This window comes from Fictibacillus sp. EA-CB0309 (assembly GCF_055814265.1).
Map to the genome: position 1 here is coordinate 3,233,311 of NZ_CP169271.1, position 18,950 is coordinate 3,252,260.

An 18,950-nucleotide genomic window follows, 5' to 3' on the forward strand; every position below is an offset into this window, starting at 1 on the left:
GGAGAATGATCTAGGTAAAGATATAAAAAAAGACAGCCTTAAGACTGCCTCTTGATATGCATTATTTCGTAACAGTAACCCTCTTTGCCGGCTGCTTCCCATAATATTGGTACAGAATGACGGATGCAATCACAAAAGACGTGATTCCAAAGCCGATCACCATGTTAAAGAATCCGATCGTGTCTAAGAACAAACCAGTTAACAGCATCAACACTTGGAAGATGATGTTATCAACCATCCCTTTAATGGAGAAGAACCTTCCGTGATAATCAGATGGCACATCCGTTTGGAAAATAGTCGTTACGACGGGGAATAATGTGCCCGCCGCTAAACCAAACAGTCCGAAAGAGAGAACAGACATAACCGGATGATCTGCTAAAAATAAAGAGGTATGTGCGGTAGCAATAATGAACGTGATTGCAAACATGTAAGATAATTTCGGATTATCTCTAAAAAACCTTTTCGATAAAAACGTACCAATGAAGACACAGACTCCTTCAGTTGTATAAAGGATTCCTTTGATCCCCGCATTATCTTGAAGCTCACTGATTTCAATCACCATCAAGTTGAATCCAGATAAAAATAAGTAAGCTGGAATCAACAAGAAAATCCCATAAACCACTTTCGGCTGTTTTTTAACCATTGGATACAGCTCAGCAAGCGTTCTAAAGAAGTTTTCTTTCCTGCCTGACTTATCTACTTCTTTCGGCTTCTCTTCTACATCTAAGAAGAACGTAGAAATAAGGAGGATGACGTATGAAACAAGCGTTACCGTATACAAAGAAAATAGCGACATGCCGACAAGCATCACACCGCCGAGTGCTGTTCCTACAATTCGAGAAGCTGTAAATATGTTCATGTTAACGCCGTTCGCATCAAGTAATTCTTCCTTTTTTACAATTAACGGCAGCATGGTCTGCATGGCCGGCTGTGAAAACGTTCCTGAAATTCCGATGACTAATGTATAAATTACCATCCACCATACATTGTTATAGGCAATCGCTAGATACATAAAAAAGACCGCTGCGCAGCGAGCAAATCCTGCATATATTAATATCTTTTTCTTGTTGCTTCGATCAATAATTCGTCCCGCCATCGGTGCCAAAAATATTCCTACAAGAAAACCCGCTAAAATAATAAGTGCCTGCAGAAAGGATGACTCTACATTCATCTGCAAAAATTCAAGATTTCCAATGATTCCTACCCAAAGCCCCGTACTCGATACAGCAAGACCAAACATCAAAATTAAAAAATTCCGGTTTCTCCACATGATCCCTTTCCCCTCTCAGTCACACCGAAACTGTACCTCTATGTTCATCAAAAATACTTAACAAAGTAAAATAGACTCACTATTCAGTATACAGCATTTAGAAACAGCGAAGGAGAAATAAATCTTCATTTTTTTCTTATTTTTACACTCTGTTATAATGACTACAGTAGAAGTTTGAAAGGGGTACGTTATGAAACAATTAATCCTTGCTGAAAAGCCGAGTGTGGCGCGCGATCTTGCCCGTGTTCTAGGCTGCAAGCAACAAAATAAAAGCTATATTGAAGGACAGAAGCACATCGTTACTTGGGCACTCGGTCACTTAGTTGAATTAAAAATGCCTGAGGACTATGACAAGCAATACAAACAATGGCGCTTAGAAGATCTCCCCATCATTCCAAAACATATGGGATTAAAAGTGATTCGCCAAGTCAGTCATCAGTTTCGTGCGATCGAACAGCTCGCTAAGCGCAAAGATATAAGTGAACTTGTTATTGCGACTGATGCTGGACGTGAAGGTGAACTCGTTGCGCGCTGGATCATGGAAAAAGTGAGATGGCAAAAGCCTGTGAAGCGTTTATGGATTTCATCTCAAACGGATAAAGCGATTCGTGATGGATTCAACCAGCTCAAACCCGCTAAACAATACGACAACCTTTATCAATCTGCCGTTTGCCGCTCTGAAGCAGACTGGCTGATCGGATTAAACGTGACTCGTGCACTAACAACGAAATACAATGATCCGCTTTCTGCTGGCCGTGTACAGACACCGACACTTGCCATGATCTTAGAACGTGAGCAAGAGATCAACTCGTTTCAGCCAAAAGACTTTTGGACGATTGATGCGACGATCGGTATGTTAAAAGCGTCTTGGGAACGTAACGGCGAGAAGCGTCTTTTTGAAGAGAAAAAGCGACAGACATCGTTAGTAAAGTAAAGGGACAACAAGCAACTGTTTCTTCACTTCAAAAGAAAGAAAAAACAGAGGCGCATCCGATGCCTTACGATCTTACTGAACTTCAGCGTGACGCGAACCGTCGTTTCGGCTTCTCTGCTAAGAAAACATCATCTGTTCTTCAAAAGCTTTATGAGCAATACAAGCTCGTTACGTATCCCAGAACAGATTCCCGCTACTTAACAAAAGATATGGAAAACACGATGTATGACCGCCTTCAAGGAATGTCATCTGGATATCGTGAAGAAGTGCAGCCCCTGTTAAAACAAAAAGGGAATGTGATCGCAAAGAAAGTATTTAACGATTCAAAAGTGACGGACCACCATGCGATTATTCCGACTGATGAACCATTGCACTTAGGTGATCTCGATAACGATGAGCGTAAACTTTATGATTTAATCGCACGCCGATTTCTTGCTCTTTTCTACCCTGCGTATCGATCGGAAACGTTGACCGCTACATTAAACGTTGCGGGTGAAACGTTTATGGCCCGTGAAACGCTAGTGCTTGATCCAGGTTTTAAAGTGCTGTCTAGTAAAGAAGAAGAAAGCCCACGTGCACTTGCTAATCTAAAAGAAGGGCAAACACTTTCTATTAAAGATGTAAATGCGGAGAAAAAGCTCACTGAGCCACCTTCCCGTTTTACTGAGGCTGACCTTTTGTCTCGTATGGAAAAATACAGTCTAGGTACACCTGCAACGCGAGCTGATATCATTGAAAGACTTCTAGGATCTGAAGTGCTTGATCGTAAAAACAATAAGCTGCATCCTACTCCAAAAGGGAAACAGTTGATCGATCTTGTGAATGATGAGCTGAAGTCACCTGAACTGACTGCTAAATGGGAGCAAGACCTTGAAGCCATTGCCCGTGGAAAAGGAAATGCGAAAGAGTTTCTAGAGAACATCCGTAAACAAACGAAACAGCTTGTAATGGAAATCAAAAGTAGCTCGCAGGAATACCGAGCTCACAATCTTACTGGTTCTAAGTGTCCAGAGTGCGGAAAGCTTTTAAAAGAAGTAAAAGGCCGTGACGGCAAAGTGCTTGTCTGCTCGGATCGCGAGTGTTCATACCGTCGCCGTAAAGATCCGAAGCTATCGAACCGACGCTGTCCGCAATGCCATAAGAAAATGGAGCTTCACAACGGAAAGGCCGGCACATACTTCCAATGCAAGCCATGTAATGTGGTGGAAAAAGCAGACGATAAGAAAAAGAAAGTTACGAAGCGCGAAGAACGCCAGCTCCTCAAAAAATACAGTGCAAACAACAAAGAGGACGAAGGCTTTGGAAATAGTTTGGCTGACGCATTAAAAGCAGCGATGAAAGATAAGAAATAGACGAAAAGCTGACTTCTGAGGCCGAAAAATAGCGTGTTACTGCTGTTTTGACCTCATGAAGTCAGCTTTCTTTAGTTTAAGGAATTGAATTTGTACGCTACAAATGTTGATCTGTCCGATTGCATAACGAATCTGTCCAATTTTAGTGTTTATCTGTCCAATTGAACGATTTATCTGTCCAATTCGAGCGTTTATCTGTCCGATTGAACGATTTATCTGTCCAATTCGAGCGTTTATCTGTCCGATTGAACAATTAATCTGTCCAATTCCCAAAAGTACAATTTTACTTACTCAACCTTAGTTATTGGCTCACCTTTCTTTGTTCTGCCTATAGCCTTGATTGAATTCGTGCTGATATTCCCAAATGCATCGAGTGCAAACACTTCTATATCATAAGTTGTAGATGGTGCTAATCCTTCAAGATTAAGAATGAGGGGATTAGGAACAGGATCTTTATAAAACTCCGAAAAACCTAAATATTCTTTCGTAACTTTTTTTGTCTCCGTATTTGTAACGATTACCTTATAATCATGAACGAGCAAATTATCTTTTGCTTGTGTGAACATGATTGCAAGACTAGTAGCTGTCGTCATATCGTTTGCAATGGAAAGCATGGCGTCTTTCGTAAAGAATGGTGGCTTTTTATCTTTTCTAGCGTCTGTATATTTAAAATTGTTCTTATTAGCAGGTAAATTTATTTCAAACGGTTCCCCTGTCCAATCATTGTTATGAATATCGCGGCGTTTAATTAACACTTTATTCTCATACACTTCAACGATTAAGGCTTGGTTAAGCACATCCGCTCCCTCAGGAACTTCACCCTGAATTCGACCTGCGTCCAGCCACAGATAGGCACCTGTTGAAGTCCCAATCGTAGTAAAATCTTCTTGATGTATGATCCTCGGATCATCTAACGGATAGTGTGTATGTCCAAAGTGTACCTTCGATTCATCCTCTTTTTGTTGTTTACTGCCCTACTTCAGCTGACTTTTTCTCCATTTGCTTCTCATGCGCTTTTCCGTGCGCTCGGTTTCGGTCTTCTTCCACTTCACGCGATATCTTCACGCCTTCAGCTATGTTTGTTGAGGAGACTTGCTGTAAACCGTTTTGATCTTTTTGATAAACGAAGGATGCTCTTGTTGAAATAGCTGCCCCTGGAGACGTGACAAACGGCACAACACGATAGTCAGCACGCCACTCTTCTGGCGTTACCGTACACCGTACATACCCTCGGTAATCGTTAAAAAATTTGATATGCGGATTCAACCCTAAAATCTTATCCGTATCTGCTCGTTTATCCGCACCATTGCCTCCAGATGTAATGGAAGTTCCTACGAACTCAGCACCTATCACTTTTGAAGCTGAATCATCATAGTTCGTTTTCAAATCACACGCCCAGCTGGCATGGACGTCTCCTGTTAAAACGACTAGATTATTTAAATTCTTAGACTGAACAAAATCAACAATGCGCTGACGTGATGCTGTGTACCCGTCCCATGCATCCATGCTTAGTCGAGGCGCAGTACTTGACCCATAGTTTCGCTGAGCAAAAAACACTTGTTGAGCAAGAACGTTCCAGTGAGCTTTTGAGTTTCCTAAATTCCGAATCAGCCAACTTTCCTGTTCTTTTCCCATCAACGTTCGGTTCGGATCTTGTGATTCGGGTGATGGCGGTTTGCTACCATCTCCATTCGCTTGATCATCACGATATTGACGCGTATCCATCACATTGAATGCAGCCAGGTTACCGTATGAAAAGTCGCGGTATAACAACATATCAGCTCCATGCGGAAGGGAGGAGCGACGTAATGGCATATGTTCATAATAAGCTTGATAAGCAGCAGCACGGCGCTTTACAAATGCTTCAACTGACTGATCTTTTTCAGGAAACATGTTGGCATAGTTATTCTCAACTTCATGATCATCCCATGTAACAATCCACGGAAACGCTGCATGTGCAGCCTTAAGATTTCCATCTGAGCGGTATTGTGCATGTCTATTTCGGTAGTCTTCTAGTGTCATAATCTCAGGTCCGCTATGCGTGCGAACATTTCCAGATGGAGATACGTATTCATTTGGTCCGTATTCATAGATATAATCGCCTAGGTGAGCGACAAAGTCTAAATTCTCTTCAGACATATGCTGATACGCTGTGAAGAAGCCATGCTCATATTGCTGACAGGAAGCAAACGCAAATGTCATACTTTTTACGTGAGCATCCTTTTTAGGAAGTGTCTTTGTTCTGCCAACAGGACTTAATTCATGACCACTTTTAAAACGATAATAATACACGTGATCTGCTTTTAGACCCTCTACTTCAACGTGAACAGAATGAGCTAGATTAGGCTGCGCATATTCCGTTCCCTTTTGCACGACTTTCTTAAACCTTTCATCTTCAGCAATTTCCCATTTAACAGATACCGCTTCATCCGGCATACCCCTCCATTCAATGGATCGGGTGCTAACCTTGTCCATAACACAACACCATTAGATAACGGATCGCCTGATGCCACACCTAATGTAAAAGGGTAGTTTCTAAACGTGGGTGCTGCGTTTACTTCGTAGGTGCCTAGCGATTGGGCAATTGTGAGTCCCAGTGAAATACCTGCAATTTTTCCGGCACCTGTGAGAAATGTTCTGCGGTTCAGTTTGTTTTTTTAAGCCATCTTCCGTAAGCTTCTTAATCCATTCGTCCATCGGTCTTTCATCCATCATTGATGCAACCCCTTTAAAATGAATTTTTACAGTGCTCATTATAAAGTGGAAATGTTAAGAAACCATTTCCAAATGTAAACGTATAAACATGTAACCATAGGAAATTATTACTAAATGTAAACTGTCAGAAGTTCATATGTATATACCATCAAGGTTCGACAATGAATGAATAAAGTAACGAATCATTCATATGTCCTGTTTTTCTTCATAGATTCTTTAAGAGATGTTCATAAAAAACATAAGAAAGATTTGGTGATGACCAGTGGCACTAAAACGCAAAAAGAAAAGAAAACAATACGGGGAGCACTATTCGTGGTTTGACTTTCTATGTGACGTTCTGTTTTTTATACCGGAAATTTTGGTTTGGTTGATTCGCATACTTGGAAGAGGCATATTTAGACTTTTTGATGGTTATAAAAAACAACTCTCATAATAGAGAGCTGCTTATCACAAATTTATTCTGATTTTCTTAATGTTATTGATACCGTTGTCCCTTGTCCTGCACGACTCTCAACTTTCAGGACTCCTTTATGCTCCGTAATGATTTTATTGCTGATGGTAAGCCCAAGGCCGATCCCTTTTTCTTTATTTGTAAAAAACGGTACCCCGATACTTTTTAAACGCTCTTCCTCTATTCCAATCCCATTGTCCACAAATAAAAGTTTCACCTTATGATTTTCTGTTTCCTCAATCGCTATCGTTAGGATTCCGCCTTCATTCATCGCTTCAATCGCATTCTTAATTACATTTATAAAAACTTGTTTAATTTGATTTTTTCACAAGAGACATACAATTCCTTCTCTTTAAATAAAAGGCGGATTTCAACGTTGTATAAGTTTGCTTCTGATGTTAACAGCATTACCGTATCTTGCAGTAATTGAACGATATTCACGTTCTTCTTATATTGAGTTGCATCAGGTTTAGCCAGTGCCATAAACTCGTTGACAATCGATTCAATTCGTTGAAGTTCATCGCAGATCACTTCATTGTATAGATAAATTTTCTCTCGATCAAAATCACCATTTTTCATTAAGGTAAACAAGCCTTTTATAGATGTTAGCGGATTGCGAATCTCATGAGCAACCCCTGCTGCCAGTTCTCCCAAAACAGCAAGCTTTTCACTGTTTCGTATATATTCGTCCGCTTTTTTCTTTTCTGTAATGTCTCTAGAAATAAACACGATTCCTTCAATTTCACCCTCATCAGAAACCATGGGCATTCCTTTTCCTTCTAAAAGAATTGGGTGACCTGACGCATGCATTTTACGATAAACAAGTGGCATTGGATTTTTTGATGATGCTACTAGCTCTATATAGTCCATTACTAAACCATGGTCCTCAACATGAATGCAATTCATAGAATTTGTACCTAGAAGGGTTTGCGGGTCTATTCCTAAAACACTTTTATAGGAAAGTGAAGCATATAAATATTTCCCTTCCGCATCTACTAAGCAGATCAAATCATTGCTATGATCGAGAATAATTCTATGCTTATACTCGTTCTGCTTTAGAGCAGCTTCTGCTTTCTTTCTTTTGGTGATATCTCTAGATGCAACAATTGCAGCATGATTGCCATTTTGAAAAATCGGTTTCCCTTTCGATTCAAGCCAGATATATGAACCGTCTTTTGTTAAATATCTATATTCAACGGTTAGTGGTATTTGTTCAGTAATCATTCTAGTGAATTCTGAAATAACATGAACTTGGTCTTCCGAATGTACAAGATCAAAGGGTGTTGAGCCAATCGCCTCTTCTTGTGCGTAACCGGTTACCAGACCATAAGAAGGAGTCAGATAAGTAAAAACACCTTCCTTATTAACAATTCCAATAATATCAATCATATTTTCTGTAATGAGCTTCAAATGCTCTAACGTTTCCTGCTTTTCAATGTGCTGCTGTGTTAAATTACGAATGATAATCTGTGTGGCATTGGATGAAAACATGAGCGGAAATCCAATCACTTCTAATTGAATATGGTTACCTTTTTGTGTAATCCAGGTCTGTTCACTAGGCTTAGGTGCAATCCCATTGCCGCATGACTGGATACGCTCCTCCACTAAGTCATGTACTTCTGTAGGAAGGTTATTCCAGATTGGCTTGCCGATGATGTCTTCTTCCGCTTCAAGTATCTTTCTTGCAGCAGGATTTACATATACCCACGTTCTATCTTTTTGGATAAGAAAAGGAGTCTCAGAATGCTCAAATTGGTTGGCATAAATTTTTATTTGGTTAAGGACAAGACGATCTGCTGCGGGTTGACCTTCTGAAATTTTCATATCCACCCTCCGTTGCAAACGTTAATCAAAACGTTTCGTTTATAATTAACTAAATTATAAACATATGTTTCTTTGTAAATAAAGATATTTTTTTCATGATTATTCTTAATATTGAAAAGTTTACAAAGTAAGTAAAAACCTCTTGTTTTAGAGAGGTAACAGTTTTTTAAAAAAATCAGATTTTACTTGTTGAAATGAAAGGGAAGCACGTTTTAAGGCGATTTTTCTTTCTGGGGCAGTAACAGAGGCCATGATGATTTGTTCTTGTTTGTAATAGAGCATGCTCATAACTACAGTCGTTTTATGACTATACTGAAAAATATCTACATCTACTAAATCACCTTCAATCATTACTCGAAAAAAGCGGTATTTCGGGGAACTCCTCATCTCCATTAACCCCCTTTATTTTTTCAAGTTCATTATACTTTGCTCATAAAAGTTTCGTTATTTAAACAGTAAATAATACCTACTTATTTGTCAATATATTCTGTCAATTAAAGTCGATTTCCTGGGAAATTAGTTACATGATGGAAAATAATATAGATTTATAGAATGCTTATTTCTCATTATCAACTGACTCATACGAACAGAATCAAAAATAAAAGGACCAGTCTAATTAAGACTAGTCCTTTAGTTTTTATGCTTCTTTTTCAACAAGTTGTTGTTCTGAATCATTGGGTATCGAGTTATCTTTAATCTCTACTTCCCTCTTCGTAATTTCAATCTTCTTCACTTGATGTCCATCTATTTCAATTACTTTGAAGTCATACCCTTCATACATAATGACTTCATGTTCTTGAATCTCAGAGTTTTGGGATAATACCCAGCCCCCAATCGTATCAAGTTCACTGTCATCAATTTGAAGACCATATATGTCATTAACTTCTGCGATCAGTACTTTACCATCAAAGTGCTTTACATTCGGACTTACAGCCTGAATCATTGGTGATTCATCTTCATCAAATTCATCTCGAATTTCACCAACAAGTTCTTCCAAAATGTCTTCAATGGTAACAATTCCTGCTGTTCCACCATATTCATCTACAAGGACAGCCATATGAAAACCTTTTTTCTGAAGTTTTAGCAATGTTTCTTTAATTGGTGTGTTTTCAAAAACACTAAGTGTTGGACGAATATAATGTTCTAGTGGATATTCTTTTCCTTTGATCAGGTCAAAAAATACTTCTTTAGCATTTACCATACCAAGAACATTATCTTTATCTTCACCTACAACAGGGTAACGTGTATATTTTTCTTCAGCAATAATATTTATGTTTTCTTCCATGGTATTATCTTCGTAAAGACAAACCATTTCAGTACGAGGGACCATAATCTCTTTTGCAGTTCTGTCATCAAATTCAAATACTTTTTCTACATAACTGAACTCAGATTTGTTGATTTCACCACTTTTGTAACTTTCACTCAAAATTAGACGAAGCTCTTCTTCGGTATGCGCCATATCATGTTCCGATGCGGGCTTTAAACCGAACATTCTTACTAAAAGCTGAGCGCTTCCGTTTAAGAACCAAATGAACGGATACATCACTCTATAGAATCCAATCAATGCTGGTGATAACCATAAGCTAATTGTTTCTGCTTTTTGAATAGCTACCGTTTTAGGTGCAAGCTCACCAAGTACAACATGTAAAAAAGTAATGGATGCAAATGCAATTGCAAATGACAACGTGTGAACAATCGCCGGACTTAATTCCATTCTCTCAAATACTGGACCAAGAATTGCTTCAACCGTGGGTTCACCTAACCAACCTAATCCAAGCGCAGTAATTGTAATACCAAGCTGACAGGCTGAGAGTGATCCGTCAAGGTTCGAGATAACCTTTTGTGCTGCAATTGCTCGTTTGTTACCTTCTTCCGCAAGCTGATCGATTCGTGTTTTACGAATTTTAACAATCGCAAATTCTGCTGCTACGAAAAAAGCTGTGAGTAGAATTAATACGGCTACTGCAAATAATTTCAATAAGGTCAAACTGTCCAAAAAGACTCCTTATACCCCAAATGTTTCTGGAATATAAGTTGTCACCTCCTAAGTGTTTTAAATTTTATTAATTTAGAAAAGTATATCATAGAAATGCTGAACTTACTTAATAAAACATCTTTCCATCTTTTTTTACAGCTTCCTTCTATTATGAATAAGGAAATATTAATTTGCATTTTTTGGGTTTACTGAAACAAGCATCAAGATTTTATCAGATAAAAACCTTTATAATTTTAAAAGAGAAAATGATACTATATATGGAAGTATCAACCAATTTATCGTGTTATTCTATGTTGGGGAAGAAAATGAAATATAGAAAGGAAGAGAGAATCAAGTGGAGTTTGTTTTAGACAATAAATGGCTGTTTCTAATTCTTGCAGAGACCGTTTTTTGGGTATCTACACTATCCTTTTTGTTAGTAAGGTATTGGTTCAATTTAAAGAGATTAAGTGTAGCTTTTTTCATTCTTTTTCTCGCTAATGATTTATGGATTGCTACAATGGGATATTTTGATTATTTGAGAACGGGAGAATTCTCTGCTTATCAGATTATTATTCTGGTTGTAATCGCCTATGCTTTCATTTATGGAAAAAGTGATTTTCAAAAGCTTGATGCTTTTATTCAACAAAAAGTTGCAAAATGGCGCGGATTGCCGGAACCTGAACTTACCTCAACCAAACCACTTTACGGAATGGAGCATGCTAAACAAGAAAGACGAAACTTTTATAAACACCTGATTGTATTTATTGCCGTTCAATGTTTGTTTCTGTTCATGTTTGGTCTCTCTGATGCTGTTGCCTATATACAAATCGATACGCTATTGGCAGAGTGGTATGATCAAACAGAAACTAAGTTGTTTTACAAGAATGACACGGCTAATAACATTACAAGGATATGGGCTATTATCCTAGCCATAGATCTGGTAATCTCTATGTCTTACACAGTTGCTCCGAAAAAAGAAAAAAGGTTTCGCATGCAGCGTAGACTTCTATCGCTATAATAATAAAGAGCTTGGGATTAGTTCCCCAAGCTCTACTTCTATTCTGGTTTAGTTTCAGGTTTTCTTGAAGTCTCAACTCGTTCATTCCCCATAAACAAGATGACTACAGCAGAAATTACGATCGGAATTAGCGCATACGTGAAAACAGTTGTTATGGAATCTGACATGGATGAGGTAATGGCATCTAAAATATCAGCAGGGATTTTCGTTCGCTCCTCTGCTTGGAAGACTTTTTGTGGATCGATGTTAACAAACGCATCTGATCCTGCCCCGCCGAATCCTTCTATGTTTTCTTTTAACTTTTCATAAAAGATGCGGTTTTGAAGAGCACCGAATATCGTTACTCCAAGCGTCATCCCTAGTGAACGCAGAAAGGCATTTGTTGAGTTTGCTGAGCCTCGGTAACGAAATTCCATTTTGTTGATAGAAGCTGCTGGTAATAATGAAAACGAGAATCCCATACCAAATCCAACAGTCACCATAAAAAATGTCAACATCATTCTAGAAGTGTCTGGAGTCATCCCGCTTAGCATATACATACCACTGAAATAAGCAATAACAGATATGATCATCAAATTTCGGAAGTTGGTCTTTGTTTGAAAAATACCACCGATCATACTTCCGGCAACTGAACCTAGCATCATAGGCGTTAGAACCATTCCAGCACTTGTTGCAGAGCCTCCATAAACGGCCTGAACAAAAATGGGAATAAAAACGGCTAAGATGATAAACGTGCTGCCATACAGAAACCCTAGAAGCTGTGATGTGGCAAAAAGCCGCTTTTTAAACATCCAAAATGAAATGATTGGCTCTGATGCTTTTTGCTCTACAGCAAAAAACACAATAAAAAAGACGGTAAAGATGGTGAATAAAGCAACGATCTGTGTAGAATCCCACGCATACGTTTTCCCGCCTAATTCAAGAGCAAACATCAAACTCACTACGGCGATGACAAGCGTAATGGCTCCCCACCAGTCAATCTTTTGCTCACGGTGTTCAAGTGTTTCCTTATAATAGCGGAAGATTAAATAGAAAGAAGCTGCACCAATCGGTACATTTATATAAAAAACCCAATGCCAGCTGATCGCATCCGTAATGAACGCTCCAAGCAACGGACCTAGAACACTTGATGTTCCAAAGACAGCCCCAAGGAGGCCTGTCATCTTCCCTCTTTTTTCAGGTGGAAAGATATCAAAAACAATGGTGAATGCAATTGGTAAAAGGGCTCCCCACCAATACCTTGAATAGCTCGAAAGGCAATCAGCTGTTCCATGCTTTGAGCGATTCCGCAAAGAGCAGAACCAATCAGGAATACAACAAGACCAAAAATGAAGAAACGCTTTCTTCCATACATGTCTGAAAGTTTTCCGTAGATCGGCATCCCTGCCATTACGGCGACCATGTATGATCCTGTAACCCAAACGAACTTATCAAATCCTCCAAGGTCTGCCACAATGGTTCCCATAGCTGTTGCAACAATCGTGTTGTCCATTGCAGCCATTAGAATACCGAGCAATAGACCCGCTACTACCAATTTTAAATTCGTTTCTTTATGCACCATCGCGCCATCTCCTAACCTAACACCCTCATGTATACTTAATAAGATTAAGTATACATGAGGGACTTCTTGAGGGACAGTCCCCCAACAATTTATTTCCTTTGCCAATTCTCTTCATTTGTTTAGGGTGTTTTCTGCATTTCTTACTGCAAAAATGAAATGTTTCGTTTTTTAATGATTGGTATAGTACTTTATTTCCTATGTATTTCAATCTCAAATTAAAAAGTGACAGCACGTCTGCCGTCTCTTTAAAAATATTCTATCGTATCTCCGGATATTCACCTCCCTCTATATACTGTTCATATAGCCAACAAGGAAGGCTTTCGATTTGGATCACCATAAAAGCCGTTTTTTTGATATTTTTTCATATAAACAGGAAATGTGACGAATAACTTTCTATCCTTTACACTAGAGATAGGAACAAAAAGAGGTGAATGGTAAATGGCTCAACATGTTTTTCATTTAAAAGCACATTGGCCTGGTGGCAGAAATGATTCGGGAACGATTGAAACCAAGAATCTACAAACAACGGTATCAATTCCTCCCGAGATGGATGGACCTGGGATCGGCACTAATCCCGATGAGATGCTGCTTGGAGCGGCTGCCACTTGCTATATCATAACGCTTGCTGCCATGTTGGAACGAAGTAAGATTGATAAGATAGATTTAACGATGGAATCTGAAGGAATTGTCGATGTTACAAAAGGGGTAATAACGTATCAAAAGATCATTCATAAACCTGTCGTCACAATTAAACATGACCCGTCAAAAGACATTTCGACAATCTTACAAAAACTCGCCATAAAAGCTGAACATTCGTGTATGATTTCGCGGGCATTGAAAGGTAATGTCGAAGTAGATGCCATTTTGACGATGAAAAAACGGTGAATATGGAAGAACGGGACTTCCGTTACCTGTACTTACCAAAATACTTATGTTAGCATAAATGTTAAGAAAGGAAAATATTATATTATTTGGGTTCCTAACAAGTTCCCCATAATAGAAAGGGGACGATGTATCATGAACCAACAAGATGTGAAAGCTATACTTTTAAACTTGCAGAACAAACAGTATATTGAATCCGATATTACGCACACCTTTAGTGAAAACAAGACAGCCGTTTTTTCTGTTAAGTATTTGAAGAACGATCAATCGTTCGAAGTGATTCAGATTGAAACAAACTCCCTTCAGCGGTTTGATGACGTCGACTCAGCTGTTCATTGTATTAATACCTTGATTGCTAAATAGAGAAGATTTCTCATTATAATAATAAAAGAGGCTGACCATGAAAATGGCAACCTCTTTTTTGTTTCCTGTTGGAAACAGCCTTTATTTTTTCTAAATAGAGTTGCCAATCATTTTCTTCGATTGGTAAAAAATGCTTCTCTTTTTCTTCATTATGTAAATAAGAGCTTCTATCTCTCCAACTGTTGTTCGAATCGTAGCAATTATGCGATCGTAGAGATTGTTTGTTCCGTTTTCCTCAAAATCTTCAAGTCGGTCTAAAGACTTTAAATCATCCGATGTGACTTTATATAACTCACCCGTTACCCACTTCCCGCTCTCGACTACTAACGCCGGGTATCCCCAGCCTGTATCGTAGAGCTGACCTTCAGTGAAGCATTTTTCTTCTAAACACACAGCCTTCTGCAAATAGTGATCATTGCTTCCACCTTTCCTAAGGGTTCCGTAAACAAAAACAAGATGTTTTGCCACTTTCTCTCACCTGCCTCAAAAACATTATCCTTTGGAGAAAAAAACAGCCCAAATCAAAACATATAAAAACAAGATCCCTAGTATGCTTGAGATAACCGTAAAGATTAATAGAAGCCAGCCTAGCAATTTCCGATCTGTTTGAATGAGAAAGATACTTAACGTCATGATACCAAAGAATAAACCTAAAATCGCCCAAAGCCATCGATCTTTGTTATAAAGGGGTGCCTGTACAAATAAATAATAAGCTATGAGCAATTCAATTATAAATACCATTCCAAGTTCCATTACTTTTTCTTCCCTTCTTAACATATGTTTTCTTACAAATACCCTACATCCACACTTAGTTAACCTTTTTATTTCCAATTAAAAAAAGCTTTCAACCTGTCTTGTTTGGCTGAAAGCTTTTTCGTTTTATACTACACCAATTTAATATCCTTTTCTCACATCAATAACGTGCTCATTTTTCTTTTTACGGCTGCCTCTTGCTGCATCAAATAATAGTACGATAGCTGTTACAATGTGCATGGCCATTCCGATAAACGGCAAGAATCCTACCACGGAAGTGATGAGCCCTAAAACACTGCCGGTGAATCTTTCTTTTTGAACGATACAAATAACGAGTGTGATTAAATGAAAGACGAACATGAATTGAAGTGGGCCCCAAGCTGAAGCGAGGATTATAGCCCCTCCTAGAAAAGGAATGCCAAGAAATGCTTCAATACCACCTGAGATTATTTTTAAAAGTCTCGATACATTCATGAGACAGCCTCCTCAAAAGTTTCTATCCTACATTACGTTTACGATACGAAAAAGTTTCCTTCTTATACATTACCTTTCTTCTTCATGAAAAAAACCTCCGGCGATTGGAGGTTTTGATTCGTAACGATTTATTTTTTACTCGCTTCTTTAATAAACGTTGTAATAATCGCCATCATGTTCTTATTTTCATGTCTCAATTCTTCCGGATGCCATTGAGTACCTAACAAAAATGTTTTGTCTTTGTCTTCAAGCTCCAATGCTTCAATCACACCGTCAGCCGCCCTAGCCGCTACTCGCAAGCCTTTGCCGACTTTCCCAATCGCTTGGTGATGGAAGCTGTTTACGGCAACTTCTTTTCCCCAACGATTTGATATAGTTTACTGTCTTCATCCAGTGTAACTGTGTGAGAGGGTTCTGTTCGAGTTGCAGATTTTTGAAAATGATTGATGCTATCGGAAAACTCACTTTCTACATCTTGAACAATGGTTCCGCCATAGCTGACGTTTAACAAGTGGTAACCTCGGCACATCGCTAAAATGGCTTTTTCGTTCTCACGCGCTTTTTTGACTAATTCGATTTCAAAATCATCACGGTGCTTGTTTACCTTTTTTACCTTGGGATGAGGTTCATGACCGTATGTGATTGAACTGATGTCCTCGCCGCCCGTAAAGATGATTCCATCACATAGGTTGGCATAGTATTCGGCTTCCTCAGGCTTACCCATTGGAATAACAATAGGAACACCACCTGCATCTCTTACCGTTTCAGCAAATTTATTATAAACTACGATTGTATCTACATTTTCATTTTGCGTTTCGATCGTGTTGATTGACATAACCGTACTCGTAAGGCCTATTAATGGTTTATGTGTCATATGATACTTCCTCTCAAATTAAGTGGTTTCCTCATATTTAACCTTCTTGCATCACCTGTAAACACCCATAATTTATCATTCCTAATACTATTATCCAATTATTCGTTCATAACCATCTTTTTATGGAATATATGGTTATATTTTGTTTAAGATCAAATAAAATTAAAACAGCTCACAAAGCTGTGAGCTGTTTTCTTCATCTATCTCGTTTCCTTTATTGCATAGGTGGTCTTGGTTTTCTGACCGAATATACAAGTTCTATGTCGCCGTTGTCTTTCACTCGTTTAACAATATAGGTTTTCTCAACACCTTGTTCGGTATTGTGAAAGGTGATTCTATCGCCTTCTTCAAATTCTGATGTACCTGTGTCCCATAATTTCTCGTCATCGGGTTTTCTCATACCTTTCACCCCTCGTTATCCGAATATTTGCCCCATATGCAATATGCCATTTAACTTTATTTTCCCCATGAAAGGAAAATGAATCCTAAACGTATGATTAAACGTGCATATTATACTCTCGTTATTGAGAATCCAGCTTACAATCTCCTTTGTTCACTGGGAATAGAGTCCGGCTCAATATCGGATTAGGTTTGTCGGCAAAGCAATTAACTACTCTCTCACCAACCGGTTATGACAAGAATTTATGGACACCTCTTTATTGGTTATCTTAGTTTAGCTACAGATTTACATAAAGTGCGCCTTATCTCTATAGTTCTACTAAGTCTACTCAATACCTTTAAATTATTTAAATTCGTTAATTATTTGTTTCCTTAGTTAACTTACAGTCAGGAGATCTAGCTCTTTCGCCACAAACTCCATAATTTCAGCAATCGTTTTTGATGAGAAATCTAATTTGATTCCTGCGGCTTCATAAACTTCTGGAAGTGACTTAGAGCTGCCGAGTTTCAATGCTTGTTTATACTTTACGATTGTTTCTTCAGGGTTTTCTTTATAGTTTTTGTACATTTGAAGAGCACCAAGCTGTGAAATCGCGTATTCAATAAAGTAGAATGGCACTTCAAAAATATGAAGTGTGTACAGCCATCCTTTTTCTTTCCAATCCTCATATCCTTTCCAATCTATAATGGAAGCATCGTATCGATCCTTCAGTTGTTCAAACTTCTTCGTACGTTCTTCCCAAGAATGATTTGGATGTTGATACAGCCAATGCTGGAACTGATCAATTACCATAATATAAGGCAGACTCATTATGGCCCCTTTCAGTTGGTCTTTCTTCGCACGATTTAATTCTTCTTCCGTTTTGTAAAACTCATTCCAGCGATCCATCGTGAAAAGCTCCATGCTCATACTTGCAAGCTCAGCCGACTCCATCGGGATTTGTTTATACACATATAACTCCTGATCTCGCTTCAGTAAATCATGAATGGCATGACCCATCTCATGCATGAAAACAATTAAATCACTATCTGTCTTTGTGAGGTTCATAAAAATAAATGGAAGGCCTGTCTCTGGTAAAGACTCACAAAAACCACCTTGCGCTTTTCCCTTACGGCTTGTCAGATCAAACAGTTTCTTCTCATTCATTTCATGTACAAGTGAACCAAACTTGGTATCAAGTTCACCCAGCACTTTTGCTGATTTATCGATTAATTCATCATCTGAATCCACTGGTTTTAACGGTTTTCTGTTTCCTGGTACAGCTCTAACATCCCACGGTTTGTAATCATCAAGCCCGATCTCATCTTTATGCTCTTTTTGCAGTTGCAAAGCAAGCGGAACGACGTGTTCACGGATAGATTCGGCAAGCTGTGTGCAATCTTCAGGTGTGTAGTCAAATCGATAATATTTTTTAAACATATAATCTGCAAAACCACTTAATCCTGCGTTTTCTGCTTTTTTAGTTCGCAGCTGAATAAGCTCATCCAGAATACTTTGCAGTTTTTCTTCTTTCTTTAAAATTGGCACATATAAAGCTCCCATTGCGTTTTTCCGCGTATTACGATTGGAGTCACTAAAGTGAACAAAGAGTTCACTGATCGTCACTTCTTTTCCTTCCCAGTTTGCTGTTAATCCTCCTGTTATCTCAAAATACTGGTTAACGAGAGCGTCTTCTTGTTTTTCAATCTCTAAATTCGCCTCTTGAAAAAGTGCAAACTGCGTTCTCAGCTTCTTCTTATACTCTCCGTATTCACTGTCAGGAAGCTCTGCTAAAAACGGAGATTCTAAAACCTTCTCATCAAGGATGGATTGATATTTCTTAAAAAGTGGTTTGATGTGCTGCTGATCGTATTCATATTTTTGTTTAATCTCATCGCTGTCACTTTGGCATTGAAAAGCAATATAATGCCTAAGCATCTCTTCTTCAACTTTTTCATACACAGTTTTTTGCTGTGATAAGAAAGCCTTTAATTCTTCAGTCGATGTTATGTTAACGCTTACAAGATTTTCGAATTCTTTTGTTAATAACGCTATTTTCTGATCGTCCATATCGATCCCTCCCGAGTCATTCTACCCTTTACTTTACCACAAATAGGAAATT

16 protein-coding genes and 3 pseudogenes are annotated in these 18,950 nt (G+C 38.5%); 4 read left to right on the forward strand and 15 right to left on the reverse strand.

Annotated features, from left to right (window positions below; all coding sequences use genetic code 11):
• Positions 1-61: 61 nt before the first annotated feature.
• Positions 62-1,270 carry an MFS transporter gene (locus tag ACEWFH_RS18115; protein WP_473725128.1) on the reverse strand — a complete coding sequence of 403 codons (1,209 nt, stop codon included), beginning with the start codon at positions 1,268-1,270 and terminating at the stop codon, positions 62-64.
• A 190-nt stretch (positions 1,271-1,460) separates the two neighbouring features.
• Between ACEWFH_RS18115 and ACEWFH_RS18120 the strand changes: the two are divergent.
• Positions 1,461-3,556: pseudogene (locus ACEWFH_RS18120) on the forward strand (DNA topoisomerase III).
• A gap of 287 nt (positions 3,557-3,843) precedes the next feature.
• Here the strand turns inward: ACEWFH_RS18120 and ACEWFH_RS18125 are convergent.
• The 6 genes and pseudogenes from ACEWFH_RS18125 to ACEWFH_RS18150 form a co-directional block, all read right to left on the reverse strand.
• Positions 3,844-4,353: a hypothetical protein gene (locus tag ACEWFH_RS18125; protein ID WP_473725129.1), complete on the reverse strand. Its 510-nt coding sequence runs from the start codon at positions 4,351-4,353 to the stop codon at positions 3,844-3,846.
• Positions 4,354-4,522: 169 nt separating this feature from the next.
• A pseudogene (locus ACEWFH_RS18130) lies at positions 4,523-6,271 on the reverse strand (alkaline phosphatase D family protein).
• A 455-nt stretch (positions 6,272-6,726) separates the two neighbouring features.
• Positions 6,727-6,993: an ATP-binding protein gene (locus tag ACEWFH_RS18135; RefSeq protein WP_473725130.1), complete on the reverse strand. Its 267-nt coding sequence runs from the start codon at positions 6,991-6,993 to the stop codon at positions 6,727-6,729.
• 26 nt (positions 6,994-7,019) lie between these two features.
• A complete protein-coding gene (locus tag ACEWFH_RS18140) occupies positions 7,020-8,546 on the reverse strand; it encodes a PAS domain S-box protein (protein ID WP_473725131.1) in 1,527 nt (508 codons plus the stop codon).
• A gap of 147 nt (positions 8,547-8,693) precedes the next feature.
• Positions 8,694-8,897: a hypothetical protein gene (locus ACEWFH_RS18145; RefSeq protein WP_473725132.1), complete on the reverse strand. Its 204-nt coding sequence runs from the start codon at positions 8,895-8,897 to the stop codon at positions 8,694-8,696.
• A 286-nt stretch (positions 8,898-9,183) separates the two neighbouring features.
• The gene (locus ACEWFH_RS18150) at positions 9,184-10,533 is read right to left on the reverse strand and encodes a hemolysin family protein (protein WP_473727349.1); all 1,350 of its coding nucleotides are present in this window, start codon (positions 10,531-10,533) and stop codon (positions 9,184-9,186) included.
• Positions 10,534-10,876: 343 nt separating this feature from the next.
• Between ACEWFH_RS18150 and ACEWFH_RS18155 the strand changes: the two genes are divergently transcribed.
• On the forward strand, positions 10,877-11,542 hold the full coding sequence (locus ACEWFH_RS18155) for a hypothetical protein (protein WP_473725133.1): 666 nt from the start codon (positions 10,877-10,879) through the stop codon (positions 11,540-11,542).
• Between the two features lie 38 nt (positions 11,543-11,580).
• Here the strand turns inward: ACEWFH_RS18155 and ACEWFH_RS18160 are convergent.
• Positions 11,581-13,103, reverse strand: a pseudogene (locus tag ACEWFH_RS18160) (MDR family MFS transporter).
• Positions 13,104-13,541: 438 nt separating this feature from the next.
• Between ACEWFH_RS18160 and ACEWFH_RS18165 the strand changes: the two are divergent.
• Both ACEWFH_RS18165 and ACEWFH_RS18170 read left to right on the forward strand, forming a co-directional pair.
• Positions 13,542-13,988, forward strand: coding sequence for an OsmC family protein (locus tag ACEWFH_RS18165; protein WP_473725134.1), 447 nt, complete (start codon positions 13,542-13,544; stop codon positions 13,986-13,988).
• Positions 13,989-14,120: 132 nt separating this feature from the next.
• A complete protein-coding gene (locus ACEWFH_RS18170) occupies positions 14,121-14,348 on the forward strand; it encodes a hypothetical protein (RefSeq protein ID WP_473725135.1) in 228 nt (75 codons plus the stop codon).
• Between the two features lie 90 nt (positions 14,349-14,438).
• Here the strand turns inward: ACEWFH_RS18170 and ACEWFH_RS18175 are convergent, their stop codons facing one another.
• The 7 genes from ACEWFH_RS18175 to ACEWFH_RS18205 form a co-directional block, all read right to left on the reverse strand.
• Positions 14,439-14,816, reverse strand: coding sequence for a gamma-glutamylcyclotransferase family protein (locus ACEWFH_RS18175; RefSeq protein ID WP_473725136.1), 378 nt, complete (start codon positions 14,814-14,816; stop codon positions 14,439-14,441).
• 24 nt (positions 14,817-14,840) lie between these two features.
• Entirely contained in the window at positions 14,841-15,101 is a 261-nt protein-coding gene (locus ACEWFH_RS18180; RefSeq protein WP_473725137.1) for a hypothetical protein, read from the reverse strand.
• A 141-nt stretch (positions 15,102-15,242) separates the two neighbouring features.
• Positions 15,243-15,575 carry a hypothetical protein gene (locus ACEWFH_RS18185; RefSeq protein WP_473725138.1) on the reverse strand — a complete coding sequence of 111 codons (333 nt, stop codon included), beginning with the start codon at positions 15,573-15,575 and terminating at the stop codon, positions 15,243-15,245.
• 128 nt (positions 15,576-15,703) lie between these two features.
• A complete protein-coding gene (locus tag ACEWFH_RS18190; RefSeq protein WP_473725139.1) occupies positions 15,704-15,874 on the reverse strand; it encodes a gamma-glutamyl-gamma-aminobutyrate hydrolase family protein in 171 nt (56 codons plus the stop codon).
• Between the two features lie 41 nt (positions 15,875-15,915).
• A complete protein-coding gene (locus ACEWFH_RS18195; protein ID WP_473725140.1) occupies positions 15,916-16,449 on the reverse strand; it encodes a gamma-glutamyl-gamma-aminobutyrate hydrolase family protein in 534 nt (177 codons plus the stop codon).
• A gap of 214 nt (positions 16,450-16,663) precedes the next feature.
• A complete protein-coding gene (locus tag ACEWFH_RS18200) occupies positions 16,664-16,849 on the reverse strand; it encodes a hypothetical protein (RefSeq protein WP_473725141.1) in 186 nt (61 codons plus the stop codon).
• Positions 16,850-17,224: 375 nt separating this feature from the next.
• Complete coding sequence (locus ACEWFH_RS18205) at positions 17,225-18,898, reverse strand: M3 family oligoendopeptidase (protein WP_473725142.1); 1,674 nt, start codon at positions 18,896-18,898, stop codon at positions 17,225-17,227.
• Between the last annotated feature and the right edge of the window lie 52 nt (positions 18,899-18,950).

Excerpts from the sequence above, each read along its gene's own strand:
- ACEWFH_RS18165 (WP_473725134.1), top strand. The coding sequence starts at position 13,542 with ATGGCTCAACATGTTTTTCATTTAAAAGCACATTGGCCTGGTGGCAGA.
- ACEWFH_RS18185 (WP_473725138.1), bottom strand. The coding sequence starts at position 15,575 with ATGAATGTATCGAGACTTTTAAAAATAATCTCAGGTGGTATTGAAGCA.
- ACEWFH_RS18115 (WP_473725128.1), bottom strand. The coding sequence starts at position 1,270 with ATGTGGAGAAACCGGAATTTTTTAATTTTGATGTTTGGTCTTGCTGTA.
- ACEWFH_RS18145 (WP_473725132.1), bottom strand. The coding sequence starts at position 8,897 with ATGATTGAAGGTGATTTAGTAGATGTAGATATTTTTCAGTATAGTCAT.
- ACEWFH_RS18195 (WP_473725140.1), bottom strand. The coding sequence starts at position 16,449 with ATGACACATAAACCATTAATAGGCCTTACGAGTACGGTTATGTCAATC.
- ACEWFH_RS18180 (WP_473725137.1), bottom strand. The coding sequence starts at position 15,101 with ATGGAACTTGGAATGGTATTTATAATTGAATTGCTCATAGCTTATTAT.
- ACEWFH_RS18140 (WP_473725131.1), bottom strand. The coding sequence starts at position 8,546 with ATGAAAATTTCAGAAGGTCAACCCGCAGCAGATCGTCTTGTCCTTAAC.
- ACEWFH_RS18205 (WP_473725142.1), bottom strand. The coding sequence starts at position 18,898 with ATGGACGATCAGAAAATAGCGTTATTAACAAAAGAATTCGAAAATCTT.
- ACEWFH_RS18135 (WP_473725130.1), bottom strand. The coding sequence starts at position 6,993 with ATGAATGAAGGCGGAATCCTAACGATAGCGATTGAGGAAACAGAAAAT.
- ACEWFH_RS18200 (WP_473725141.1), bottom strand. The coding sequence starts at position 16,849 with ATGAGAAAACCCGATGACGAGAAATTATGGGACACAGGTACATCAGAA.
- ACEWFH_RS18170 (WP_473725135.1), top strand. The coding sequence starts at position 14,121 with ATGAACCAACAAGATGTGAAAGCTATACTTTTAAACTTGCAGAACAAA.